At 65.7% G+C, this 23,120-nt stretch carries 19 protein-coding genes, 1 tRNA gene and 1 pseudogene; 13 read left to right on the forward strand and 8 right to left on the reverse strand.

Annotated features, from left to right (window positions below; all coding sequences use genetic code 11):
• Positions 1 to 48 precede the first annotated feature (48 nt).
• The 3 genes and pseudogenes from MUK71_RS13865 to MUK71_RS13875 form a co-directional block, all read left to right on the forward strand.
• Positions 49 to 1,389 carry an MFS transporter gene (locus MUK71_RS13865; protein ID WP_227902534.1) on the forward strand — a complete coding sequence of 447 codons (1,341 nt, stop codon included), beginning with the start codon at positions 49 to 51 and terminating at the stop codon, positions 1,387 to 1,389.
• Positions 1,390 to 1,396: 7 nt separating this feature from the next.
• Positions 1,397 to 1,858, forward strand: coding sequence for a type II 3-dehydroquinate dehydratase (aroQ, locus tag MUK71_RS13870; RefSeq protein WP_227902535.1), 462 nt, complete (start codon positions 1,397 to 1,399; stop codon positions 1,856 to 1,858).
• Positions 1,859 to 1,937: 79 nt separating this feature from the next.
• Positions 1,938 to 2,843, forward strand: a pseudogene (locus MUK71_RS13875) (DUF2332 domain-containing protein); the annotation flags it as partial.
• 4 nt (positions 2,844 to 2,847) lie between these two features.
• On the opposite strand, the gene MUK71_RS13880 reads toward MUK71_RS13875, so the two are convergent.
• Positions 2,848 to 4,029, reverse strand: coding sequence for a MarP family serine protease (locus MUK71_RS13880; RefSeq protein ID WP_227902538.1), 1,182 nt, complete (start codon positions 4,027 to 4,029; stop codon positions 2,848 to 2,850).
• Positions 4,030 to 4,253: 224 nt separating this feature from the next.
• On the opposite strand from MUK71_RS13880, the gene MUK71_RS13885 reads away from it, so the two are divergent.
• On the forward strand, positions 4,254 to 4,931 hold the full coding sequence (locus tag MUK71_RS13885) for a Crp/Fnr family transcriptional regulator (RefSeq protein WP_146360700.1): 678 nt from the start codon (positions 4,254 to 4,256) through the stop codon (positions 4,929 to 4,931).
• A 99-nt stretch (positions 4,932 to 5,030) separates the two neighbouring features.
• Here the strand turns inward: MUK71_RS13885 and MUK71_RS13890 are convergent, their stop codons facing one another.
• Genes MUK71_RS13890 through sp36 form a run of 3 tightly spaced genes read right to left on the reverse strand, consistent with a single transcriptional unit; the run spans position 5,031 to position 6,572 of the window.
• Positions 5,031 to 5,942, reverse strand: coding sequence for an NUDIX hydrolase (locus MUK71_RS13890; RefSeq protein ID WP_227902539.1), 912 nt, complete (start codon positions 5,940 to 5,942; stop codon positions 5,031 to 5,033).
• Positions 5,935 to 6,417, reverse strand: a complete 483-nt coding sequence (locus MUK71_RS13895; protein ID WP_227902541.1) for a RidA family protein — start codon at positions 6,415 to 6,417, stop codon at positions 5,935 to 5,937. Before MUK71_RS13895 ends, MUK71_RS13890 begins: the two co-directional genes overlap by 8 nt.
• Positions 6,414 to 6,572 carry a Sp36 family protein gene (gene sp36, locus MUK71_RS13900; RefSeq protein WP_227902544.1) on the reverse strand — a complete coding sequence of 53 codons (159 nt, stop codon included), beginning with the start codon at positions 6,570 to 6,572 and terminating at the stop codon, positions 6,414 to 6,416. Before sp36 ends, MUK71_RS13895 begins: the two co-directional genes overlap by 4 nt.
• Before the next feature lie 35 nt (positions 6,573 to 6,607).
• Between sp36 and MUK71_RS13905 the strand changes: the two genes are divergently transcribed.
• The 3 genes from MUK71_RS13905 (at position 6,608) to MUK71_RS13915 (ending at position 10,124) form a co-directional block, all read left to right on the forward strand.
• Positions 6,608 to 8,944 (forward strand): transglycosylase domain-containing protein, encoded by a 2,337-nt coding sequence (locus tag MUK71_RS13905; protein WP_227928563.1) that lies wholly within the window; start codon positions 6,608 to 6,610, stop codon positions 8,942 to 8,944.
• Positions 8,944 to 9,885: a metallophosphoesterase gene (locus MUK71_RS13910; protein WP_227928561.1), complete on the forward strand. Its 942-nt coding sequence runs from the start codon at positions 8,944 to 8,946 to the stop codon at positions 9,883 to 9,885. Before MUK71_RS13905 ends, MUK71_RS13910 begins: the two co-directional genes overlap by 1 nt.
• Before the next feature lie 162 nt (positions 9,886 to 10,047).
• Positions 10,048 to 10,124, forward strand: a tRNA-Pro gene (locus MUK71_RS13915).
• A 163-nt stretch (positions 10,125 to 10,287) separates the two neighbouring features.
• On the opposite strand, the gene MUK71_RS13920 is transcribed toward MUK71_RS13915, so the two are convergent.
• Entirely contained in the window at positions 10,288 to 11,190 is a 903-nt protein-coding gene (locus tag MUK71_RS13920) for a phosphoribosylaminoimidazolesuccinocarboxamide synthase (RefSeq protein WP_227928559.1), read from the reverse strand.
• Positions 11,187 to 12,512 (reverse strand): phosphoribosylamine--glycine ligase, encoded by a 1,326-nt coding sequence (purD, locus tag MUK71_RS13925; RefSeq protein ID WP_227902553.1) that lies wholly within the window; start codon positions 12,510 to 12,512, stop codon positions 11,187 to 11,189. Before purD ends, MUK71_RS13920 begins: the two co-directional genes overlap by 4 nt.
• Positions 12,513 to 12,836: 324 nt before the next feature.
• On the opposite strand from purD, the gene MUK71_RS13930 reads away from it, so the two are divergent.
• From MUK71_RS13930 to purM, 5 genes are read left to right on the forward strand one after another with little or no spacing between them, the layout of a single operon-like run.
• Complete coding sequence (locus MUK71_RS13930) at positions 12,837 to 13,841, forward strand: asparaginase (protein ID WP_227902554.1); 1,005 nt, start codon at positions 12,837 to 12,839, stop codon at positions 13,839 to 13,841.
• Positions 13,842 to 13,845: 4 nt separating this feature from the next.
• The gene (locus MUK71_RS13935) at positions 13,846 to 14,208 is read left to right on the forward strand and encodes a sterol carrier family protein (protein WP_227928558.1); all 363 of its coding nucleotides are present in this window, start codon (positions 13,846 to 13,848) and stop codon (positions 14,206 to 14,208) included.
• A 9-nt stretch (positions 14,209 to 14,217) separates the two neighbouring features.
• Entirely contained in the window at positions 14,218 to 14,562 is a 345-nt protein-coding gene (locus MUK71_RS13940; RefSeq protein ID WP_227928556.1) for a hypothetical protein, read from the forward strand.
• Positions 14,563 to 14,612: 50 nt separating this feature from the next.
• Positions 14,613 to 16,181, forward strand: coding sequence for an amidophosphoribosyltransferase (gene purF, locus MUK71_RS13945; RefSeq protein WP_227902561.1), 1,569 nt, complete (start codon positions 14,613 to 14,615; stop codon positions 16,179 to 16,181).
• Positions 16,178 to 17,296 carry a phosphoribosylformylglycinamidine cyclo-ligase gene (gene purM, locus MUK71_RS13950; RefSeq protein ID WP_227928555.1) on the forward strand — a complete coding sequence of 373 codons (1,119 nt, stop codon included), beginning with the start codon at positions 16,178 to 16,180 and terminating at the stop codon, positions 17,294 to 17,296. Before purF ends, purM begins: the two co-directional genes overlap by 4 nt.
• 148 nt (positions 17,297 to 17,444) lie before the next feature.
• Here the strand turns inward: purM and MUK71_RS13955 are convergent, their stop codons facing one another.
• Positions 17,445 to 17,678 (reverse strand): DUF3073 domain-containing protein, encoded by a 234-nt coding sequence (locus MUK71_RS13955; RefSeq protein ID WP_227902565.1) that lies wholly within the window; start codon positions 17,676 to 17,678, stop codon positions 17,445 to 17,447.
• 276 nt (positions 17,679 to 17,954) lie between these two features.
• Between MUK71_RS13955 and MUK71_RS13960 the strand changes: the two genes are divergently transcribed.
• The gene (locus MUK71_RS13960) at positions 17,955 to 20,216 is read left to right on the forward strand and encodes a septum formation family protein (RefSeq protein ID WP_227928553.1); all 2,262 of its coding nucleotides are present in this window, start codon (positions 17,955 to 17,957) and stop codon (positions 20,214 to 20,216) included.
• A 111-nt stretch (positions 20,217 to 20,327) separates the two neighbouring features.
• Here MUK71_RS13960 and clpB read toward each other — a convergent pair whose 3' ends face one another.
• Entirely contained in the window at positions 20,328 to 22,952 is a 2,625-nt protein-coding gene (gene clpB, locus MUK71_RS13965; RefSeq protein ID WP_227902568.1) for an ATP-dependent chaperone ClpB, read from the reverse strand.
• Positions 22,953 to 23,120 lie beyond the last annotated feature (168 nt).

The following is a 23,120-nucleotide window of genomic DNA, read 5'->3' on the forward strand; positions in this document are numbered from 1 at the left end:
GACTCAGGAACTTGGCGAAAGTGACGGCGGATAGGACAATTCCTTTCCGTGTCTACTTCACTCACACCGGCCACACCGGACGCCCCCTCATCAGCCAAGATGGCCCGCAAGGTTGCCGGCGCATCTTTCCTAGGCACCGCACTGGAGTCCTATGACTTCTATGTCTTCGGCACCGCCGCAGCGCTGATCCTCAACCGGATTTTCTTCCCGGACGTGGATCCCCTGACCGGCACCCTGCTCTCCTTCCTGACGCTGGGCATGGGTTTCGTGGCCCGTCCGCTCGGAGCCATTCTGTTCGGACACATCGGTGACCGGGTGGGTCGGAAAACCTCCCTGATCGGCACCATTGTCCTGATGGGTGTTGCCACCGGTGCCGTGGGCCTGCTCCCGGACTACAACACCATCGGCGTCTGGGCTCCGCTGCTGCTCGTCCTGCTCCGCCTCCTGCAGGGCCTGGCCGTGGGTGGTGAATGGGGCGGTTCCATCCTGATCGCCACCGAGCACGCAGCACCCCGGAAGCGTGCCCTGTACGCAGCCATCCCGCAGATCGGCTCACCGGTAGGCACCATCATGGTCACCGGCATTTTCCTGCTGCTGGCCCAGGTCTCCGATGAAGCCATGGAAGCGGGGGTCTGGCGGATTCCGTTCCTGCTCGCCTTCCCCTTTATGGGCATTGCCCTGTACATGCGGTTGGCCATTGATGAGACCCCCGTCTTCAAGGGCGTAGCCAAGGCACACCAGGTCATCCGCGTTCCTGTCCTGGAAGTGCTGCGCACGCAGTGGCTGGCGCTGCTGGTGGCCGCCTCAGCCGCCCTGCTGGGCATCGGCTCCTACTTCCTGATGACCACCTACACCCAGTCCTACGGGATCACTGAGCTGGGGCTGTCCCAATCCACGGTCCTGAACGCTGCGCTGGTGGGTTCGGTGCTGCAACTGGCAACCATCCCCGCCTTCGGCTTCCTGGCCAACCGGATCGGCTCAGCCCGCATGGTCCTGGCCGGCGCGGTGGCCACCCTGCTGATTTCCTTCCCGCTGTACTTCATCATCAGCAAGGCAAACGAGCCGGTGTACATCCTCACCATCCTGATCGGCGGTATTGCCCCGACAGCAGCCTGGGCCGCCCTGGGCGGGCTGATGGCCGACCTGTTCCCCGCCCGCACCGGGTTCACGGCCATGTCCCTGGCCTACAGTTTCGCCGGCATCCTGTCCGGGTTCACCCCGTCCATCACCGCGTGGTTCGGCATCCAAACCGACGGCGCCTGGTGGCATCCCGGCGTCGTCCTGGCCGCGATGTCCCTGATTACCATCGCCGGCGCGCTCCTTTCGCGGCGGATGACACCGCGTAACACAGCCGACCTGCCGTCTTCAGAGGTATCTGCTCCGGCATAGTTAAGCCATGACTACAGCGCAGACCCGCAACCTCCTGATCGTCAACGGACCCAACCTGAACCTGCTGGGCACCCGTGAGCCGGCCATCTACGGCAGTGACACGCTGGAGGACGTCGAGGCGGCGGCACTGGCCGCCGCCTCAGCCCACGGCTGGACAGTGGACTGCGTGCAGTCCAACCACGAAGGCGACCTGATCGACGCGATCCACAGCGCCCGAGGCACTGCTGACGGCATTGTCATCAACCCGGCCGGGTACAGCCACACATCCGTAGCCATCGCCGATGCCCTGTCCGGTGTGGAGCTGCCCGTAGTGGAAGTGCACCTGAGCAACATCCACCGGCGCGAGGAGTTCCGGCACCACTCGTTCGTCTCGGCGGTGGCCGAGGCAGTGATCTGCGGTGCAGGGATCAGCGGCTACCGGATGGCGGTGGAGTACCTGGTGCAGATCTCGGAGCCGTCCGGTGGCTGACGCGCCGCCCACTGGGCAGCGGTACGAACAGTTCGCCCGCCTGGAGGCCCGCGGTTCCTCGTAGCTCTACGAGCAGTGGGCCATGGAAATCAGCCGCGACACCGAAGTGCTGGAGCTGATTGACGGTTTACCCCGCAACAATCGCCAACCCAACCTGGTGCTCTCCGCCGCCCGAAGCCGGGGCGCCGACGACGGCCCCTACAGCGCGTTCCGTACCTTCCTGAAGGATCATTGGAGCGGCATCCGGGACGTCATCCTGAGCCGCAGCACACAAACCAACGAGCCGCGCCGATGTGCCGTGCTCCTTCCCGTACTGGCCGGGATCGCGCGGAGCGAGGGCCGCCCGCTGGCGCTGATAGAGGTTGGTGCGTCCGCCGGCCTCTGCCTGTATCCGGACCGGTACGCCTACCGGTACGACGGCGGCGCTGTCATCAACGGCCAGGGACGCCGGGACCTGGTGTTGGAATGCCGAACCACCGGCAATCCCCCGCTTCCCCGCGCTGTCCCGGACATCATCCACCGGACAGGCGTGGACCTCAATCCGCTGGATCCGGGCAACCCCGAAGACCTGGCCTGGCTGGACGCTCTGATCTGGCCGGGCATGGAGGACCGCCGCAGGCTGCTGCGCGCGGCGGCAGCGGAGGCTGCCCGCACCCCCGCCGAAGTGGTCCGGGGCGATCTGAATGACGAAGTTGCCGGACTCATAGAGGCCGCCCCGCCCGAGGCCGCCGTCGTCGTATTCCACACCGCGGTGCTGGCCTACCTGCCGGAAGCAGACCGGGAGGTTTTCCGGGACACCATGTCCGGCCACCTGAACGTTCCGGGACGCCCTGTGCATTGGCTCGCCAACGAAGGGCAGGGAGTAGTTCCGGGCTTTGAGGCGCCCTCCGGAGAGATGGCCCCCGGCCTGTTTGTGCTGCACCACAACGGCACACCTGTGGCGCGCACGGGCCCCCATGGCCAGTCCCTGGACTGGCTCAGCTAACCGGCTATTTGCTGGTGCACTGGCCCGCGGAGACAGGCTCGCTGTAACCGGGAGCAGCCTCGATAACGGGGCCCGCTTCAGCCAGTGAGAGGGCGTAGCCGATGGGCTGGTCCCCCGTGGTCTTGGCAAAGATCACTCCGGCTATGCGCCCGTCGATGTCCAGCAGCGGCCCGCCGGAGTTGCCCTGCTGCACGTTCGCGGCCAGGGTATAGACCTCCAGCACCTCGGGCGCGGTTCCATAGATGTCGCGCACGGCGACGTCGGAGAGTCCCTCAACACTGGCGGCCTGCAGCCGGAAGGGGCCGCCGGCCGGATACCCGGCAAAGGCCGCCGTGGCGCCCGCGGCCAGCTCCTCGCCTACCGGCAGCGCCGCGGCATCCAGGTTGTCCACGGCAAGAACCGCCAGATCCCGGGCCGAATCGAAATACACTACCCGGCCGGGAAGCACGCTTCCGTCCGGCACTTCCACCACGGGTTCATTCACGCCGGCAACCACGTGGGCGTTGGTAACCACCCTGTCATCGGCCACCACGAAACCGGACCCCGTCTGGTTCTGCCCGCACTGGTACGCCGTGCCGGTGATCTTCAGTACCGAGGCGGACGCCGTCCGCAAAGCCGGGGAATCCACTTCTGCGCTGGGCGGGACCACCGATTGGGGAGCCGCACTGTCCAGGATGGTCGGCAGCCCCTCGGAGACCGTGAAGGAGCGGATCTGTGCACTCCAGGCCTTCACCTGTTCCGGTGTGGCGTCGTCAATGGTGCCCAGCACCCTGGACGCGGCGATCTGCTGCGAAAGGAAGGGCACACCCAGCGTGGTCACGCTGAACGCCAGCATTGCCATCACCAGGGCCGCGACCACCAGGTTCACCGCACCGCCAAGCAGGCGGTCCAGGAAGCGCAGCGGCGGGAAATTCAGCCAGCGCCGGATCATGCCGCCCAGCGCCGCGCCTGCGGCATGCCCCACCAGCACCAGGACCACCGCCGTGGCAATCACCACGGTCAGCCGCCAGCCGTTGTCGGGCACCCAGCCCGCGACAAGGGGGATGGCGAAAAACGCCGCCACTGCGCCCGCAACAAATCCCACGATTCCGCCGAGGGTCACTACCAGTCCGTTACGCAGACCGGCCAGCAGGTAAAAGAGCAGGACAAGGAGCAGAATGATGTCCAGAAGTGTCAATCCGAGCACAAAGAGCTCCAAAAGTTCAGTCGAGGCGTCCCGGCGGAGGGTAGGCCGCTCGGTGTTGACGAGTTTATCCGGACAACCTGAAGAACCCGCTATCCGCCTCCACCCGCCATACGCGTGCTGAGGCTCTTTTTCTCATCCATCGGCGAACAAACGTGCTTTAGGTGTCACAAGGGAGTGACGTGCGGCAAGATAATAGGTAGAGAACACTATTTACAGGAGATTTCATGGATATCGAGGTACTGCGCCGCGCGCCGTTGTTCGCCTCTCTGGGAGACGACGTCTTCGCCGCTCTGACCGAAGAGCTCACTGAGGTCGACCTCTCACGCGGGGCCTCCGTTTTCCGGGAAGGCGACCAGGGCGACCAGCTGTATTTCATCGTCTCCGGCAAGATCAAGCTGGGGCGGTCCGCCCCGGACGGCCGTGAGAACCTGCTGGCCATCCTGGGTCCGGGTGAACTGTTCGGCGAGATGGCACTCTTTGATCCCTCGCCCCGCAACGCCACGGCCACCGCGGTCTCTGAAACCCGTCTTGCCGGCCTGCGGCACGAGAACCTCCGCGCTCTGATTGAAACCCGCCCCGAGGTTTCCGTGCAGCTGCTGCAGGCACTGGCCCGCCGCCTGCGCCGCACCAACGAGTCGCTGGCGGACCTCGTCTTCTCCGACGTTCCCGGCCGCGTTGCGAAGGCTCTGCTGGATCTGGCGGACCGCTTCGGCCGTCCCGCCACCGATGGCATCCTTGTGGCACACGAGCTCACCCAGGAAGAGCTGGCCCAGCTGGTCGGCGCTTCGCGTGAAACGGTCAACAAGGCCCTTGCCGAGTTTGTCCAGCGCGGCTGGCTCCGCCTGGAAGCCCGTGCCGTGGTGATCCTGGACGTGCAGCGGCTGCGGCAGCGTTCCCGCTAACTGTCAGTAATAACAGCACACGACGACGGCGCCGGCTCCCCTGGGGGATCCGGCGCCGTTGCTGTTTGTGTCACCGTCATTTCCGGGCGGCGGGCAACCTCAGCGTCCGTGCTGGGACGACCCTTCGGCCGCACCTCCCGGGCTGACCGCCAGGCGCGGCTCGCCGTCGATGTCCACCAGCTCGGGCCGGTACACCGTTGCCGGCCGGCGGCTGGAGAGGTAGGCAATGCAGCCGCGCGCCGAGGCAAGCTTCTCCAAGGTGATCTCCACCGGCGGCACCACCAGCTCCCCCAGAGTCAGTCCCTGGGTATCCGGGCGTCCGATTTCGTCGCCCAGCTCCGGGGTGTCCCGCGCCGCAATGACGTCTCCGGCAGGTTTCCAGGCCGCCCAGACGCCTTTGCCCTCAAGCAGCGTGGCATCCTGGCCCAGCGGCTGGACCGCAGCGAAATAACGGGTATCAAAACGCCGAAGGGCGAAATCCGGGCTGTGCCAGTTGGACAGCGGCCGCAGCAGGTCAGTCCGCAGGCCAAGGCCCCGCTTGCCCAGCAGCTCGAGGAAGGACGCGTCCTGGGCGGCAATGGCTGTGCGCGCCGCCATCCACTCGGGCGCGCGGTTGCTTTCCAGCAGCGTTGATTCATCCGGACCTGCGAGCAGGATGCCGGTCTCTTCGAAAAGCTCCCGAATGGCGGCCACAACGTGCCGGCGGGCCAGGCGGGCATCGCTGATCCCCATCGACTTGGCCCAGGCCGACGGCGCCGGGCCGTACCAGGTCCCCTGCGCGTCGTCGTTCTCCTCAACGCTTCCGCCCGGGAAAGCGACCTTGCCCAGCGGCGACTCACCGCGGCGGTAGGCAAGATAGGTTTCCGTCCCGCGTGGAGAGTCCCGCAACAGCACCACTGAGGACGCCAGCCGCGGTTTGCGGGGCGTCCGGTCAGGGCGTTCGAACCAGCTTTGCGCGGCTACCCGCTGATCCGGGGCAACGGGAAAAAGCCGGACGGTGGAGCTAGGCAAATTCCACGATCATTTCTACTTCGACGGGCGCATCCAGCGGCAGGACGGCAACGCCGACGGCGGAGCGGGCATGGCTTCCGGCCTCTCCGAATACCTTCCCAAGCAGTTCCGAGGCACCGTTGATTACGGCAGGCTGTCCGGTGAAGGAGGGATCCGACGCAACAAAGCCCACCAGTTTCACCACCCGGCTGATGCGATCAAGATCACCTATTTGTGACTTCACCGCGGCCAGGGCATTGATGGCGCAGATGGCGGCGTAAGAGGCGGCGTCCGCGGGATCCACGGACGCTCCGACTTTGCCCGTGGCCGGCAGCGCACCGTCCACGAACGGGAGCTGGCCCGAGGTGTGCACCAGGTTCCCCGTGATGACCGCAGGGACGTAGGCAGCCACCGGAGCCGCGACGGCGGGCAGGGTCAGGCCCAGCTCCCGCAGCCGGATCTCAACGGCCGAAACTGCCCCGGCAGTCGCGCTCACGACGTTTTTTCGCGTTTCATGTAGGCCACGGAGCCGGTCCCGTTGGGCGCCGGGGCGATCTGGACCAGTTCCCATCCCTCATCGCCGTGCATATTCAGCACCTGCCCGGGTGTGTGAAGTGGAAGTGGTGTAATGAAGTATTCCCATTTGGTCATAAGGGAAAGGGTAACGTGCTTGTAGACTGTCACGCATGGCAGCACGCAAATCACCGTTCTTCGACACGGCGACCACTCTCGGAAAGCTCGTCGCGTTCTTCGGCATCAGTGCTCTTTGCGGAGTTCTGGCAGCCGGTCTCCTGGTTCCGGCGGCCGCAGCAACCGGCACCGCGGCTTCCGGCTCTATCCAGTTCTTCGACCAGCTTCCCTCGGAACTGGAGCGGGGCGCACTGGCTACCCCGTCGAAGATCTACGCGAATGACGGTTCGCTGATCGCCACCCTGTATGAGGAAAACCGCCAGCCGGTGACCCTCGAAGAGGTTTCGCCCAACATGGTGGACGCGATGCTGGCCATCGAGGATGACCGCTTCTACGAGCACGGCGGCGTGGACCTGCAGGGCATCATGGGCGCCCTGGTCTCCAACGCCACCAGTGACAGCACCCGCGGTGCTTCCACCATCACCCAGCAGTACGTGAACAACGTCATCATCGACACCAACCTGCAGAACGACGAGGAAGTTGTTTTCAGCGGCGGTAAAACGGTCGGTGACAAGCTGCGCGAAATGAAGCTTGCCATTGCGGTGGAAAAGGAGCTCAGCAAGGAGGAAATCCTTGAGGGCTACTTCAACATTGTCCCGTTCAGCGGCACAACGTACGGCGTCCAGGCAGCAGCGCGCTACTTCTTCAACGTGGATGCCAAGGACCTGAATATCGCCCAGTCGGCACTGCTGGCCGGCGTGGTCAACGGACCCACCTTCTACAGCCCGGAGCTGAACCCGGAACGCGCCCTGGAACGCCGCAACCTGGTGCTGGCGGCCATGCTGGACAAGGGCCGCATCACGCAGGAGGACTACGACGCCGCGGTGGCCACCGACCTGGGCCTGCAGATCACCCCCGTGCCCAGCAACTGCGTCGGCGCCGAACAGGCACCGTACTTCTGCGACTACATCACACATCTGATCCTGAACGATGAAAACTTCGGCGCCACCGACGAAGACCGTACCAAGCTGCTCTACCGCGGCGGACTGAGCATCAAGACCACTCTGAACCCGACGTTCCAGAACGCCGCGCAGACGGCAATCAACGAGACGGCCAACCCGGACACTACCGACGCTGAGATCGGCCACTCCATGGTCAGCGTGGAGCCGGGCACCGGCAAGATCCTCGTGATGGCCCAGAACACCCGCTACACACCGGAAATTGCCGCAGGTAACTCTGTCCAGAACTTCAACGTGGACGTGAACCAGAACGGCGATCCGAACAAGTACCTCAACGGGCTGGGCGGCTTCCAGCCTGGCTCCACCTACAAGCCGTTCACGGTCGCGGCCTGGCTCGACGCCGGCAAAACGCTGAACACCACACTGAACGGCTCCAAGCGGACCTACCCTGCCGGGCACACGTGGAACGCCAGCTGCCTGCCGGGAGGCCGGTATGTGGCGCTGGAGCCGTGGACGCCGATCAACTACGGCGACACCAACTACAAGACCACAACGGTTCTGGACGGCCTGGCCCAGTCCTACAACACGATTACCCTGGCTGAGATCAACCAGCTGGATCTGTGCTCCTTCCAGAAGCTGGCCTTCGCTGCCGGCATCCACAACGGCAAGAGCGCCGACGGCGAGCGGCAAATGCTCTCCATCGACCCGCCGTCGACCTTCGGCGGCGGCGGCGACGCTTCGCCGCTGTCCATGGCCACCGGTTTCGCCACCTTCGCTGCAGAGGGCCTGAAGTGCGAGCCCATCGCGCTTGAATCCGTGACCGGCTCCGACGGCACGGAGTACCCGGTGCCGCAGCAGTCCTGTGAACAGGTGATGAAGAAGGAAGTTGCCCAGGGCGTCAACATGGCGACCCAGCGCGTAATGACCAACGGCTCCGGCCTGAACCTGCAGGTCGGTGTGCCCACTGCAGGCAAGACCGGAACCAATGACTACCGTTCCCAGACCTGGTTCATGGGCTACAGCACCGGCATGGCGACCGCCTCCTGGATCGGCAACTGGAAGGCCAACAACACCACCATGTCGGACAAGCTGATCGGTGGCCGGGTTTACCCGGAAATTGACGGTTCACTCATTGCGGGGCCCTCATGGAAGAACTACGTCCAGCGCATCGCCGGCCAGTACGAGGCCAACGCGTTCACCGCACCGCCGCCCAGCATCATCGGTAATACCGCGCCGCCGCCCCGGGCTACTCCGCCGGAGAAACCGGCCGCGGACAAGGATGATAAGCCCGGTAACAGCGGCAGCGAGGGCAACAACGGAGGCGGAGCTCCCGCCGGAGATGCCGGAAACAACGCGGGCGGCGCCCCCGGTGGGGATGCCGGAAACAACGGCGGCGGTGAAGGCGGCGCCAACAACGGCGGCGGGAACGGTTAGTGGCTGATTCATCCCTGGCCTCCGCTGCGCGGACGTCGGCCTGGTTGGCCGGCGGCGTCGCAGGGGCGGGCGCAGCCGCGCTTGCCTACGGGTCCCTGATCGAGCGCAATCTCTTCGGCCTGCGGGAAGAAACCGTTCGGGTTCTTCCCGCAGGTAGCAGCCCGTTGCGGGTCCTGCACCTCTCCGACATCCACTTCGTTCCCGGCCAGGAGCGCAAGGTCCGGTGGCTGCAGAGCCTCGCAGAGCTTGAACCTGATCTGGTGGTAAACACCGGGGACAACCTCAGCCACCCGTATGCCGTCCCGCCGGTGCTGGAGGCGCTGAAGCCGCTGATGCGGTTCCAGGGTGTGTTTGTTCCCGGGTCCAATGATTACTACGCACCGGTGCTGAAGAACCCGTTCACGTATTTCACCGGCCCGTCCAAGCACAAGCACACCCCCCGGGAGCTGCCGTGGAACCTGCTGTTTACGGCCTTTCGTGATGCCGGCTGGCAGGACCTGACCAACACCACGGCCCTGATGGAGCTGGGCGGGCTGCGCCTGAACTTTTCCGGCGTGGATGATCCGCACCTGTCGCGTGACGAATACCCCGGCTTTGACGACCTCCCGGCCGGAACGGATTCCTCCGCTCCGGAGGTTCGGATCGGGGTTGCGCACGCGCCCTACCAGCGGGTACTCAACCAGTTCACCGACGGCGGCGCGGAGATTATCCTGGCAGGCCACACGCACGGCGGCCAGGTGCGCATTCCCGGGTACGGAGCGTTGGTCAGCAACTGTGACCTGCCCACGTGGCAGGCGCGCGGCCTGACGTCCTGGGCGCACGGCGGACGGCGCATCCCGCTGAACGTGTCGGCCGGCATCGGTACTTCCCGGTTCGCCCCGGTCCGGTTCGCCTGCCGGCCCGAGGCCGTCCTGCTGACCCTCGCAGCCCGGGATTCCTGACTCCGGCAGCACCCGCCCGGCGCCCGGTTTCGGGACGCCAGGCAGCGGGAAAACGACTGTGACGTAACCGCCGCTGGGGCCGGTTTCGCGGAATCGGGGTTTCTCTAGTATCCTTGTAAAGTTGCTTCGCGAGGTGGTCAAACACTCGGGAAACAATGGTTACGGGGTGTGGCGCAGCTTGGTAGCGCGCGTCGTTCGGGACGACGAGGTCGCAGGTTCAAATCCTGTCACCCCGACCAGCAAGGCTCCGGTCAGAGAAATCTGGCCGGAGCCTTTTGCGTTTAACTCCGCAAGACAAAGCGACCCGCCGACAAAGAGATTCGCAGGACAAAAACAAAAGAAAGGGGTGCCGCGGCTTTACCGCCGCGGCACCCCTTTCGTCGTTTCCCGCCTCAGCCGGTGTTAGACAAACGCCTGTCCGGTAAGCCGCTCATAGGCTTCCACGTAGCGCTCACGGGTGCGGTGCACGACGTCGTCGGGCAGCGCAGGCGGCGGCGCGTCGGAGGCCTTGTCCCAGCCCGAGGCCGGGGACGTGAGCCAGTCGCGCACGTACTGCTTGTCAAAGGACGGCTGAGCCCTGCCCGGTGAGTACAGGGCCGCATCCCAGAAGCGCGAGGAATCGGGGGTCAGCACCTCATCCCCCAGCGTGACATCCCCGGTTTCCGGATCCAGCCCGAACTCCACCTTGGTATCCGCCAGGATAATGCCGCGCTGCCGGGCAATGGCCTCGGCGCGGGTATAGATATCCAGGGTCAGCGTGCGCAGCTGTTCGGCGGTGTCTGCGCCTACGGTCTGTTCGACGGCTTCGTAGGTGATGTTCTCGTCGTGCTCGCCCTGTTCAGCCTTGGCCGAGGGGGTGAAGATGGCCGGCTCAATCCGGGAACCGTCCACCAGCCCGGCGGGCAGCGGCAGGGAGCAGACCGTCTGCGAGGACCGGTATTCCGCCAGACCGGATCCGGTGAGGTAACCGCGGGCAATGCACTCCACCGGATACATCTCCAGCTTTTTGCAGATCATGGCCCGCCCGGCCACCGCGGCCGGGATGCCCTCCCGGGCGGAAATGACGTGGTTGGGGATTTCCCCCAGCTGATCAAACCACCAGAGGCTGAGCTGCGTGAGGATCCGGCCCTTGTCCGGGATGATGCTGGATAGCACGTGGTCATAGGCGCTGATCCGGTCGCTGGCGACAACCAGCACCCGGTTGCCGGCGCCGTCGTCCCCCGCCGGCACGTACAGGTCCCGGACCTTGCCCGAGTAAACGTGCCGCCACCCGGGCAGTTCCGGTGCCGTGCCGATGCCGCTCATGCCAGGTCCTTTTCACTCGGTTCGCCCGCCAGGCCGGTACCTGCGCTGCCCTGGGGCACCCGGACTTCTCCGCGTGCGGCCTGCAGGGCAATGTCGGTGCGGTGCTGTGAGCCTTCCAGGCTGATCAGGTCCACACCGGCATACGCACGGTCCCTGGCCTGGACCAGGTCCTCCCCCAGTCCGACGACGGCGAGTACCCGGCCGCCGGCGCTGCGGACCTTGTCCTTTTCCAACCGGGTGCCTGCGTGCAGCACATGCACACCGTCCAGGCGGCCGGCCTTCTTCAGCCCGCGGACCCTGTCACCGGTGCGGGGCGTGTCGGGATAATTTTCCGCCGCCACCACTACGGCGACGGCAGGGCGCGGATCCCACTTCAGCTGTTCCATGGCATCCAGTTCGCCCTTCGCAGCGGCCATCAGCAGCCCGCCGAGCGGGGTTTTGAGCCGTGCCAGCACTGCCTGCGTCTCGGGGTCACCGAACCGCGCGTTGAACTCGATAACGCGCATGCCCCGGGTAGTCAGTGCCAGTCCGCAGTACAGCACCCCAACAAACGGGGTGCCCCGCGAGGCCATTTCGTCGATGGTCGGCTGCGCTACGCGGCGGACAACGTCTTCCACCAGACCTGCCGGCGCCCAGTCCAGCGGCGAGTAGGCGCCCATGCCGCCCGTGTTGGGGCCGGCGTCGCCGTCGTAAATCCGTTTGAAGTCCTGGGCAGGGGCCAGCGGCACCGCATGACGGCCGTCCGAAATCACAAAGAGGGACACCTCCGGGCCGTCCAGGAACTCTTCGATAACCACACTGCCGCCTGCATCGAAGCAGGCCCGGGCATGATCCAGCGCCTGGTCCCGGTCATCGGTGACCACCACGCCTTTGCCTGCGGCCAGCCCGTCATCCTTGACCACGTACGGGGCTCCGAAGGTATCCAGGGCGTCAGCCGCTTCCTCCGGTGTTTTTGCCACGCGTGCCATGGCGGTGGGCACGTTGGCTGCGGCCATGACCTGTTTGGCGAATGCCTTGGAGGCCTCCAGCCGGGCGGCAGCCCTGGACGGGCCGAACACGGCAATGCCGGCCTCCCGCAGGGCGTCCGCCACGCCTGCGGCGAGCGGGGCTTCCGGACCGATCACCACCAGGTCGGACCCGAGCGAGGTGGCAAGTTCGGTCACCGCTTCCGGCGAGCCTGCATCGACGGGGTGCACGGGAACCAGCTCTGCAATCCCTGCGTTACCGGGGGCCGCGTGGACCTCCCGGACATAGGGATCGGCCAGGAGTGCTCGGACAAGGGCGTGTTCGCGGCCACCTGGGCCAACAACGAGTACCTTCACAGTAGTTCAGGGTACTTGCTGGCCGGGAGGGCCTGAAAGCATCACCGCTTACATGACGCGGTGGCGCGGGACCGGCGCGGCTACCTGGGCCATGCCCGGTTCCGGAGAAGGCGTGCCGTATTCACAGGTGTTTTGGGCCGAACAGTACCCGCACGGCAGCACAGCATTGCAGGTAACCGGCCGGTAGCCCGATAGTGGAACTGCGGACGCCGGGCCAGGCAGCAGGGCGCCGCAGGCCAGCGGGGGGCGGCAGATCGACGGCGGTGCCGGGGCCGCCATCGCCGGTTCGTCCCCCGCGGTCCGCCGCCCTTTAGACTGAATGACATGCCCGCAACTTTTACCGCATCCGATGCCGTTGAACTGGCCGTGCTCGAACGCAACGGCTTCATAGAATCCCGCCACATCGGCTCTGCCGTTGTGATGGCCGCAGACGGCACCGTGGTTACGGAACTCGGCGACATCACCGCGCCCATCTTCCCGCGCTCCACCCTCAAGCCGTTCCAGGCGGTTGCCGCCATGCAGTCAGGGGTGCCGCTGCGCGGCCCGCAGGTGGCACTGGCCGCCGCGAGCCATGTCGGTTCGCGCGAGCACATGGACGTGGTGCGGGGCATGCTCTCCGCCGCGGGTGTCACCGAGGGGCACCTGCAGTGCCCGGAAGACTGGCCGCAGGACACCGAGGCGCGCAACGAACTGATCCGTGAGGGCAAGGGCCCGCAGCGGGTGGCCTTCAACTGTTCAGGCAAGCACGCCGCGTTCCTTTGGGCCTGCACCGAAAACAACTGGGATCATGCCACCTATCTGGACCCGGAGCACCCGCTGCAGCGCCGGATAGCCGAGGTGATCGAGGAATTCACCGGCGAAAGCATCCAGCACTGGGCCGTGGACGGCTGCGGCGCCCCACTGGCGGCGGTGTCGCTCACCGGACTGGCACGCGGTATCGGCCGGCTCGCCAAGGCGCCCTCGGGAAAGCACGGCAACGCCCGCGCGGCGACCGTGGCCACCGCCATGCTTGACTACCCGTGGGCCGTCCACGGCCACGGCCGGGAGAACTCCGTTGTGATGGAAGATCTCGGGATCATTGCCAAGAACGGAGCCGAAGGAGTCCTGGTGCTGGGCACCGGGACAGGCGCGTCCGTGGCACTGAAGATCCTGGACGGCAACACCCGGGCCGCGTCGCTGGTGGGTCTGACCCTGCTGGCAGCCAGCGGTGCCGTGGACCCGCTGGCAGTAGAGAAGGTGCTGGACAAAATCGTCCAGCCTGTCCTGGGCGGCGGACAGCCCGTAGGGAGCCTGCGGCTGGGCGCGCCGGTCACGGCGCTGCTGGGTTAACCGGATGGCCCGGCGCCGGATTTCCGCAGCGGATGGACGCGCGGCCCTCCAGGCCGTGGCAGCGGGCGGGGCGGACCGCGCCACCACCGCAACGGCCGTACGGTACACACTCGAGGAGCTCGCCGAACGGGCCCCGGGCAACAGCGTGGAGGTCCGTGTCCCGCCCTTCGGCGTCACCCAGTGCGTGGCCGGGCCGCGGCACACCCGCGGCACACCGCCGAACGTGATCGAGACCGACGGCGCCACCTGGCTTGAGCTGATCTCGGGGCGGCAATCCTGGTCGGAGGCCGTGCAGTCGGGAAAGGTGGCCGCCTCAGGTCTGCGTGCCGATTTATCCGAGGTGCTTCCGCTGTTTCCCGGCCGGTAGAATCTACCTATGGTTTCCGAGCAGCACAGCCCCGAGCGCCGCGAGATTACAGTCCGCCGCGCCCCCCGCTTCGTCCCGTTCCTGGCATTGGGCGTGATCGCCGGGTTTATCGCTGCACTCTTCGTTGCCTACGGCGGCGCCGAGGATCCGAACTTCACGCGCGAGGCAACGCTCGGTTTCTTCACCATGATGTTCGCTATGCCGGGGCTGGTCCTCGGGGCGCTGACAGCACTGACCCTGGACTGGGTGAGCGTCCGCAAGTCCCGCCGGGCAACCGTGGAAAGCATGGATGCCGACGCCCCCGAAGCCTCCGCACCGCAGGAATCCGCGGCCTCGGAAAAGCCTCTGCCGTAACGGTTGCGCACACAGGCGGCCCGGCTCACAACGCGTGAGAGAATGCTTGCATGGCACGCGGAGACGGACAGCTTTCCCATGATCTATTGCCCGGCGAAAAAGGCCCACAGGACGCCTGTGGAGTCTTTGGAGTCTGGGCCCCCGGCGAAGAGGTAGCGAAGCTTACCTACTACGGGTTGTACGCCCTGCAGCACCGGGGGCAGGAATCGGCGGGCATCGCCACCAGCGACGGCAGCCGCATCAGCGTCTATAAGGACATGGGCCTGGTATCCCAGGTTTTTGACGAGACAACACTGAACACCCTACAGGGGCACATCGCGGTGGGCCACTGCAGGTACTCCACCACCGGGGCATCCCACTGGGCGAATGCGCAGCCGACCCTCGGCGCCACGGCCAGCGGCACGGTGGCACTGGCCCACAACGGCAACCTGACCAACTCAGCGGAACTGTATGAACTGATCCTCGAACGGGAGGGCCGCCCCCGCAGCGGCGAAATTGCCCAGGGCAACACTTCCGACACGGCCCTGGTCACCGCACTGCTCAACGGCAGCGACGGACGCTCCCTCGAAGACACGGCCATGGACCTGCTGCCCAAGCTGCGCGGCGCATTCTCGTTTGTCTTTATGGACGAGGGCACCCTCTACGCCGCGCGGGACACCTACGGTGTCCGCCCGTTGGTCCTCGGCCGGCTGGAACGCGGCTGGGTGGTGGCCTCCGAGGGGTCCGCACTGGCCACCGTGGGCGCCAGCTTCATCCGCGAAATCAAGCCCGGTGAATTCATCGCCATTGATGAAAACGGTGTCCGCAGCCGAACCTTCGGGGAGCCGACCCCGGCCGGCTGTGTCTTCGAGTACGTCTACCTGGCCCGCCCCGACGCCACCATTGCGGGCCGTTCGGTCTACGAATCCCGGGTGGAGATGGGCCGTCAGCTGGCCCGTGAAAACTCGGTCGAAGCAGATATCGTGATTCCCGTCCCCGAGTCCGGCACCCCGGCTGCAGTGGGATACGCCGAGGAATCAGGCATTCCGTTCGCCCACGGGTTCGTGAAGAACTCCTATGTTGGCCGCACCTTCATCCAGCCCAGCCAGACCCTGCGCCAGCTGGGCATCAAGCTGAAACTAAACGCTTTGGAATCGGTGATCCGCGGCAAGCGGGTGGTCGTTGTTGATGACTCGATTGTCCGCGGCAACACCCAGCGGGCCATCGTAAGGATGCTGCACGAGGCCGGCGCCGTTGAGGTTCATGTAAAGATTTCCTCCCCCCCGGTGAAATGGCCCTGCTTCTACGGCATCGACTTCGCCTCCCGCGCCGAGCTCATTGCCAACGGTGCTGCGGTCGAGGAAATCTGCGCGTCCATCGGCGCCGACAGCCTGGCCTACATCTCCGAAGACGGCATGATCGATGCCACCATGCAGCCCCGCGAGCGGCTGTGCACTGCCTGCTTCACCGGCGTGTATCCGATTGAGCTGCCCTCAGCGGACCGGCTCGGCAAGAATCTGCTGGAAACCCAGGGTACGGCCAATCCCGCCGAGAACAGCGGCTCCAACGGCTGCGATCCCGGCCCGGACAGCGAATTCGAGAACCTGCTTAACGATTCCGACAAGAAAGAGGCCGTATGAGCGCCCCTGATACCTCCATCACCTACGCCTCCGCAGGGGTGGACGTCGAAGCCGGAGACAAAGCCGTGGAACTGATGAAGGCCGCGGTGAAGGCCACGCACAATTCCTCGGTCCTGGGCGGCGTGGGAGGATTCGCGGGCCTGTATGACGTCTCCCGCCTCCTGACCTACAAGAAGCCCCTGCTCGCTACCTCCACTGACGGCGTGGGTACCAAGGTCGCCATTGCGCAGGCCCTGGACATCCATGACACCATCGGCTTCGACCTGGTGGGGATGGTTGTCGATGACATTGTTGTGGTGGGCGCCGAGCCGCTGTTCATGACCGACTACATTGCCTGTGGCAAGGTGGTGCCGGAACGGATTGCCGGCATTGTCAGCGGCATTGCGGCTGCCTGCAAGGTTGCCGGTACGGCACTGGTGGGCGGTGAAACCGCTGAGCACCCAGGCCTTCTCGGTGAGCACGAGTACGACGTCGCGGGCGCAGCCACCGGCGTTGTGGAAGCCGACAACCTCCTCGGCCCGGAGCGTGTACGCCGCGGCGACGTGGTGATTGGTATGGCAGCCTCCGGCATCCATTCAAACGGTTACTCCCTGGTCCGCCGCGTGATCCACCACGCGGGCTGGCAGCTGGAACGGCAGGTCCCCGACTTCGGCCGCACCCTCGGCGAAGAACTGCTCGAACCGACCCGCGTCTACGCAGCCGACTGCCTTGACCTGGCCCGCCATGAGCCGGCCGGCGTGCATGGCTTCAGCCACGTCACCGGCGGCGGACTCGCGGCCAATCTGGCACGTGTCCTGCCCAAGGGCCTGCAGGCCACAGTGGACCGTTCCACCTGGGAGCTGCCTCCCGTCTTCAAGCTGGTCGCCGAACTGGGGAACGTGCCCAGGCCGGATCTGGAACGCACCCTGAACCTGGGTGTCGGCATGGTAGCCATTGTCGACGCCGCGGGATCGGACGCGGCGCTGCGGCAACTCGCTTCCCGCGGTGTCCCGGCATGGGTGATGGGCACAATCGGTGACGCCGAGGAAACTCCGGCAGGCTCGGACCCTGATTTTGTGCAGGGCGCCAAGGGTGTTGACGGCGGCTCAGTGCGGCTGGTTGGCGACTACGCCTGAGAACGGCAAAGGCCCCGGACCGGTGAAACCTGGTCCGGGGCCCTGGACCCGTAGCGGGTCCGGAGAACCGGTGTTAACGACATTCAGCGGATCCACCCGAAGGTGATCCGCTGAATGCGTGGCAATCGGCCAACGTTTGAGGCTGCCGCTAGCTTATGCGGCGGTCACCCTCATCATCGTCTTCGTCGCCAAATTGATCCGCGTACTTATCCTCATACGCCGAGTAGTCCGGCTCAGCCGGTTCCTCAGGGTATCGGCTCGATGGACGACTCGTGGGTCCTGAGAGCTCACGCTGGAGCGCCGAGTAGTCCGTGGCAGGGGTGAAGTACTTCATTTCCCGTGCCTGCTTGGTTGCTTTTGCCTTTTGACGGCCGCGCCCCATGGCGTGACCCCCTTTTTGCGTCGATCCGGAGGTGGGTCGTTCGGGCAGATGAACGAGGCCTCGGAATATTTGGTCAATTTGTCGTAAGTACAGGTTACATGTTTTCCCGCCGCCTTGTGCCCCCGGCACCCCGACAGGAGCTATTGCCTAACCACTTAGTACAGCTCCCCGACACCCCGTTTCCTGCGCCTGCCCCCGGATATTGGCTAAAGTCAGGGGGAGAGACAGTTTTGGGGCGCTTCGCGGCGCCACCTATAGGGAGGACAGGCGTTCACCATGAGCGATCAGAAAAATACACCGGGAGCGGACTCACCGCCACCGGAGGAGGCCGGTTCGTCATCGGCCTTCCCAGATCTGAGCGCCCGGTCGGACTCCCCCGCTTGGCTCTCCGCTGACGGAAGCCACGACACCGGCCTATGGGAGCGCAGCTTCGAGAACCCGGACAACGCACCGGAGGAGGAGTCCGCCGGCAACGGCACAGCCAATGACGGCAGTTCCCCCGCCGCGGCTCCGGCCGACAGTGCTCCTGGCACTGGCCCGGCAGGCGAGGATGCAGACTCCGCGCGGGAACCGGACATCACCCCGGCCGACGACGTAGTGCTTCCAGACGACGTTGTGCTTCCACCGGAACCGGTGGTCGTGGCGCCCGAGGAACTGACGCTTGAAGAACCCGCCCTGGCCGATCCGGCCCTGAGCAGTGATGCAGTTGAGGCCGCCTCGCTGGAGGAAGTTGTCTCTGAAGCGGCCGCTGTGGAAGCGAATGCGGCGGAAGCGGGCAGGCTTTCCGGACTTGAGCCCGCCCCTGCCGGCGCGGAGATCCAGGTCGGCAAGGACGCCGTCGAGGACGCAGCAGAACCTCCGGCCGTTGACGAAGCAGCCACAGATAGCGACGGCGCTGGTGATGGCGATAGCGACGACGGCGACCGCGACAGCGAGGGCGGCGACCGCGACAGCGAGGGCGGCGACGACGACGGTGACGGCGACGGCGACGACGCAACCGTGGATGCCGGCGATCCCGCGACCGCCGGGACAGCTATTCCTGCACCGGCACCTGCCGACAACACTGCCGGTTCGGACACTGAGCAGGGTTCACAACAGGACGCCGAGCAGGCGGAACAGGCGGAGCAGGACACACCGGCGGCCAGCGCCGCCCCGAACATGGAGGGCGCCGGCGCCACGCCGGCACCTGCTGAGGATGCGGAAGCATCTCCTGAGGACACGGCAGAAGCCGTTGAGGCTGATGCCGCAGCAGAAACCGATGTCGCTCAGAAAGCAGAAACTCCTGTCGACGCGAATGCCGAAGCGCCTGTCGATATGGATGCCGAAACGACGGAGCCGGAAGCTGCGGCGGACGGCGCAGCAGCAGCAGAGGAAGCTCCGGCGGACGGCCTTGCAGAAGCCGCGGCAGATACCGAGGCAGCGGAGGCCGGGTCAGCCGACGGGGTAATCGAGGACGAGGTAACCGCGGACGGGGTTGCCCCTGATGCCGAGGCAGGAACCGGGGCCGTTGCGGAGGCAGAACGCCCCGCCGGGACAGACGCCGAGGCAACTGAGGAAGATCCTCAGGCTGAGACCTCCGCTGAGACAGACCCCGCTGTCGATGGTGAAGCTGCCGCTGACGGCGAAGGAACAGACGACGCAACTGCCGGCGCGGTTGCCGAACCGGAAGCCGGCGAACCCGATACTGAAAGAGAAGCCGGTGAACCCGGCACGGAGAAGGAAACCGGCGAAACCCCTGCCGACGTCCCCGATGGCAGCCGCGAGGATCACCCCCTGCACGGAATCGCGGCCGCAGCACCCGCAACCGGCGCCCTGCCCGAATCTTCCGCGACGTCCGCCGCGGATGCAGCGGGCGCCGAGGGCACCAGTGCCGGCTCCGCAGATGCTGCGCTTCCGGCAACGGGTGCCGTACCGGCCGCTGACACGCGCCGCTCCCGCCGCCTTGCCGAAAGCCAGGCTGCGGGCGCCTCAGCCGCCCGGCAGAATCCTGCCGGAACAGCTGCGGGTACGCCGGGCTCAGGAACTGCAGCCGCCGGGCCTTCCGCAGCGGGCGCAGCAGCCAAACAGGGCGGCTCGACCGGTCGCAACACCCGCCTCGCCGTGATCATCGGCGGGATCGTGCTGGCCGCCGTCGTCGCTATCCTGCTATTTGTCTTCGTGTTCAATGACAAGGGTGAAGGCGTGATTGAGGAGAACGTCAACCCGGTGGACCTCGAAACCGGCGCCTGTCTTCAGGACTGGGAAGATGTGAACTCCCGGGCCGACGTCGTGAGCTGTGAGACCCCGCACGACGCCCAGCTGGTAGCCACGGACAGTTTCCCCGACGGGGATGCCTTCCCCGGCACAGCCGCCCTCGAAGAGCGCGTCAATGAAGTCTGCGACGCCGTGGACTTCGCGGATGCCGCAGCTGAATACCCGGACCTGAAGCTGACCAAGTCCATCCCTACAGAGCAGACCTGGTCCAACGGTGACCGGCGGCTGGACTGCTTCGTCTTTGCACCCGAAGGCCAGGAGATCACCGGGTCCCTGCTGCGCTAACCTGTCGGAGCAGCGTCAGAGAACCACAGCAAAAAGGGCTGCACAGCGGGAGTACCCGCCGTGCAGCCCTTCGTCTTTTATAAGGTCGTTCCCTGCCGGACCGGCGTGCCGTTAGCCGGCCGCAGCCACTGTCAGTCCGGTCTCGGCCACCAGGCCGTCGCCGTCCAGTCCGTCGGTGGCCCGGTCCACCAGCACCGTGTCACCGTCGCTGATCTTTCCGGCCAGGATGCCCCGGGCCAGTTTGTCGCCGATCTCGCGCTGCACCAGGCGGCGCAGGGGCCTGGCACCGTAGGCCGGATCGTAGCCGGTAAGCGCAAGCCATTCACGGGCCGCGTCGGTGACGTCCAGTACCAGCCGGCGCTCGTGCAGGCGGGCGGCAAGCGCCCTCACCTGGATGTCGACAATCCGGGTCAGGTCCTCCAGGCTCAGCGGGTCGAACAGGATGACATCGTCCAGGCGGTTGAGGAACTCGGGCTTGAAGTTGGCGTTGACCATGGCCATCACCGATTCCCGTTTCTGGTCCTCATTCATGCCCGGGTCCACCAGGAACTGCGAGCCGAGGTTGGACGTGAGGATGAGGATGACGTTCCGGAAATCCACCGTACGGCCCTGCCCGTCCGTGAGGCGTCCGTCGTCGAGGACCTGCAGCAGAATGTCGAAAACGTCCGGGTGCGCCTTCTCCACCTCGTCCAGCAGGATCACTGAATACGGCCGGCGGCGCACCGCTTCGGTGAGCTGGCCACCCTCTTCGTATCCCACGTACCCGGGGGGAGCTCCCACCAGGCGGGACACGGCGTGCTTCTCGGAGTACTCGCTCATATCGATGCGGACCATGGCCCGCTCATCATCAAAGAGGAAGTCTGCGAGCGCCTTGGCGAGTTCGGTCTTGCCGACGCCGGTGGGGCCCAGGAAGAGGAAGGAGCCGGTGGGGCGGTCCGGGTCGCTGACGCCTGCCCGCGACCTGCGGACAGCATCCGATACTGCAGCCACCGCTTTGGTCTGTCCGATCAGCCGCGACCCGATGACTTCTTCCATGTCCAGCAGTTTCTGGGATTCCCCCTGCAGCATCCGGCCTGCCGGAATGCCGGTCCAGGCCGAAACCACTTCGGCGATGTCGTCCGCCGTGACCTCCTCGGAGACCATCAGCTCCTGGGCTTCGTCGCCATATTTGCTCGCCTCTGCCTGCTGGGCGGCTTCGAGCTCCTTCTGCAGGGCGGGAATCTCGCCGTAGAGGATTCGCGACGCCTCGGTGAGGTCACCGTCGCGCTGGGCTTTTTCCGCCAGGCCGCGCAGTTCGTCCACCTTGGCCTTCAGGTCGCCCACCCGGTTCAGGCCGGCCTTTTCAGCTTCCCAGCGGGCATTGAGGGCAGCCAGTTGCTCCTTCCGGTTGGCCATGTCTTCACGCAGCACTTCCAGCCGCTCGATGGAGGCCTGGTCGGTTTCGTTGGCCAGGGCCAGTTCCTCCATGGTCAGGCGGTCAACGGCACGCCGGAGCTCATCGATTTCCTCCGGCGCGGAATCGATTTCCATCCGCAACCTGGAAGCGGCTTCATCCACCAGGTCAATGGCCTTGTCCGGCAGCTGCCGCCCGGTGATGTACCGGTTGGACAGGGTGGCTGCGGCGACAAGGGCCGAGTCCGCGATGGCAACCTTGTGGTGTGCCTCGTAGCGTTCCTTGAGCCCGCGGAGGATGCCGATAGTATCCGGCACGCTGGGCTCGCCAACGTAGACCTGCTGGAAGCGGCGCTCCAGCGCTGCGTCCTTCTCGATATTCTCCCGGTACTCATCCAGGGTGGTGGCGCCAATCAGCCGCAGCTCGCCCCGGGCCAGCATCGGCTTGAGCATGTTGCCGGCGTCCATGGACCCTTCCGCTGCGCCGGCACCCACCACCGTGTGCAGTTCGTCGATAAAGGTGACAATCTGCCCTTCAGCGTTGGAAATTTCTTCGAGTACGGCCTTGAAGCGTTCCTCGAACTCACCACGGTACTTGGCGCCGGCCACCATGGATCCGAGGTCCAGCGACAGCAGGGTTTTGCCATTCAGCGACTCCGGCACGTCTCCGGCCACAATGCGCTGGGCGAGCCCTTCGACGACGGCGGTCTTGCCAACACCGGGCTCGCCGATGAGCACAGGGTTGTTCTTGGTCCGGCGGCTCAGGACCTGGATGACGCGGCGGATTTCCGCATCCCGGCCGATCACCGGGTCCAGCTTGCCCGAGCGGGCCATCTCGGTCAGGTCCGTACTGAATTTCTCCAGTGCCTGGAAGGTGTTCTCCGGATCAGCGTTGGTCACTTTACGATCTCCTCTTACGGATGGAAGCACGGCGATGAGGGCATCATGGCCCGCGTTGTTCTCACGCAAAACCTTGCCTGCCGGCCCGCTGTCGAGGGACAGCCCCAGCAGGAGGTGCTCGGTGGAAACGAAAGCGTCCCCCAGCTGTTCCGCTTCCTGCTGTGCGGCGTTTATAACCTGGAGCAGGGGACGGGAGAACTGCGGCTGGGCCACTGAAGAGCCGGAGGAGGAAGGGAGCTGGTGGATGGCGCTGCTGGCTCCTGCACTGACCGTGTCCACGTTGACCCCGGCGGCCTTAAGCAGCGCGACGGCAACGCCCTGCCGCTGGTCCATCAGCGCTTTGAGCAGATGGGAGGGTTCGATCTGCGGATTTCCGGCAGTGTTCGCGTTCATGGCCGCAGCCGAGAGCGCTTCCTGGCTCTTGTTCGTGAATTTGGTGTCCACGGTGGCTCCTCAAAACCTGGGCAGATTCAGCTTTAGCGGTGCTGCTCTAACAAAGTTGAGTCTAATTAGCTCAACTTTGAAAGTAAAGTTATCCACAGCACATCCACCGGCGGACCGGGGTTTTCTGAGGGTGCTCCGGTTCCGCCATTTTGCGGACCGGTCCCAGCC

The sequence above is a fragment of the Arthrobacter zhangbolii genome (assembly GCF_022869865.1).
In the GTDB taxonomy this organism is placed as follows: Bacteria; Actinomycetota; Actinomycetes; order Actinomycetales; family Micrococcaceae; genus Arthrobacter_B; species Arthrobacter_B zhangbolii.